We start from the raw sequence: 1,662 nt of genomic DNA on the forward strand, positions 1-1,662 counted from the left end.
CCTCGCGCTTTCACGAGGCGGGCTGTCCAAGAACTGATCAGAGACACGAAAAGTGCCCTTGACCTGCAACGATAGGACTTGCTGAGGGCCCTGTTGGCTGCAAGGAAAAGAGCACTTTCCAGATGAGAGAGCTTATCTCGTCGTACCCGCGTGTCCGTGTCCAGGGAGACGGTCGGCAGGTGGTCTCGCAGGCCGGTGCGGTCCTGCTGCTGGAGACGGTCCGTAAGTCGGGCCTTGACCAGGCGGTATCCGCGGCACTGGCGCCCTGGCGGAAGCCACGGGCCGTCCACGATCCCGGGAAGATCCTCCTGGACCTCGCGCTGGCAGTCGCGATGGGCGGGGACTGCCTGGCCGATGTCGGCATGCTGCGGGCCGAGCCGGCCGTGTTCGGGCCGGTCGCCTCCGACCCGACGGCCTCCCGCCTGGTCGACACCCTCGCCGCCTCCGGCGACACCGCCCTTCAGACGATCCGCGTCGCACGGGCCGAAGTCCGTGAAAGGGTCTGGCGCTTGGCCGGCAAGCAGGCGCCGGACACGGACCAAAGGGTGACGGTCGACCTGGACGGGGTGTTGGTGATCGCGCACTCGGACAAGGAGGACGCGGCCCCAACCTGGAAGCGGACCTACGGCCACCATCCCTTGATGGGATTCGTCGACCACGGCCCGGGCGGCACCGGGGAACCCGTTGCCGCCCTGCTCAGACCGGGCAACGCGGGCTCGAACACCGCCGCCGACCACATCACCGCCACCCGCCTGGCCCTGGCCCAACTGCCGAAGAAGTACCGGCGCGGGCGGCAGACCCTGATCCGCACCGACTCCGCGGGCGGCACCCACGACTTCGTCGCCTGGCTCGCCCAGCGCGGACGCTGGCTCTCCTACTCCGTCGGCATGGTGATCACCGACGCGATCCACCAGCACGTACTGAAGGCCCCCACATCAGCCTGGACCCCGGCCGTTGAGGCGGACGGCGAGATCCGTGAGGGGGCCTGGGTTGCCGAACTCACCGGCGATGTCCTGGACGGCTGGCCGAAGGGGATGCGGCTGATCGTCCGGAAGGAACGGCCGCATCCGGGAGCTCAGTTGAGGCTGACCGACGCGGACGGCATGCGGCTGACCTGTTTCGCCACCAACACCTCCGGTCGGCCGATCGCCGAACTCGAGCTCCGCCACCGGCTGCGGGCCCGCGCGGAGGACCGGATCCGGGCCGCCCGGTCCACCGGCCTGCGGAATCTGCCCCTGAAGCACACCGCCCAGAACCGCATCTGGCTGGAGATCGTGCAGATCGCGCTGGACCTGCTGGCCTGGATGCCGATGCTCGCGCTGACTGGCAAGGCCAGGCTCTGGGAGCCCCGACGTCTGCGGCTTCGCCTGTTCACCACGGCGGGACAGCTCGTCACCACCGGCCGCCGACGGATCCTCCGCCTGGCCCGGCACTGGCCCTGGACCCACCACGTCACTGCCGCCCTCCACCGGATCGCCCAACTACCCGACCCCGGCTGACCAGCAGATACCCCGTCCCGACGACAGCACGACCGGCCCGGAGCAGTGGAACCCGGCGCCCACCCGAGACGACACTCGGGCCGCTGGCCTGCCCACGCTCAGCCGCAGAACGCCTGATGGTCCACCAACTCCGTCGGCGGACCATCACGAAAGTTCGAGGCTA

General features: G+C 69.6%; 1 protein-coding gene. It reads left to right on the forward strand.

Going from position 1 to position 1,662, the window contains the following annotated elements; translation table 11 throughout:
• Positions 1-122: 122 nt before the first annotated feature.
• A complete protein-coding gene (locus ACWCRD_RS44945) occupies positions 123-1,499 on the forward strand; it encodes an IS1380 family transposase (protein WP_450971457.1) in 1,377 nt (458 codons plus the stop codon).
• Positions 1,500-1,662: the final 163 nt, after the last annotated feature.

The organism is Streptomyces sp. NPDC002092, from assembly GCF_053593775.1.

Coding starts and splice junctions, on each gene's coding strand:
- ACWCRD_RS44945 (WP_450971457.1), top strand. CDS start 123: ATGAGAGAGCTTATCTCGTCGTACCCGCGTGTCCGTGTCCAGGGAGAC.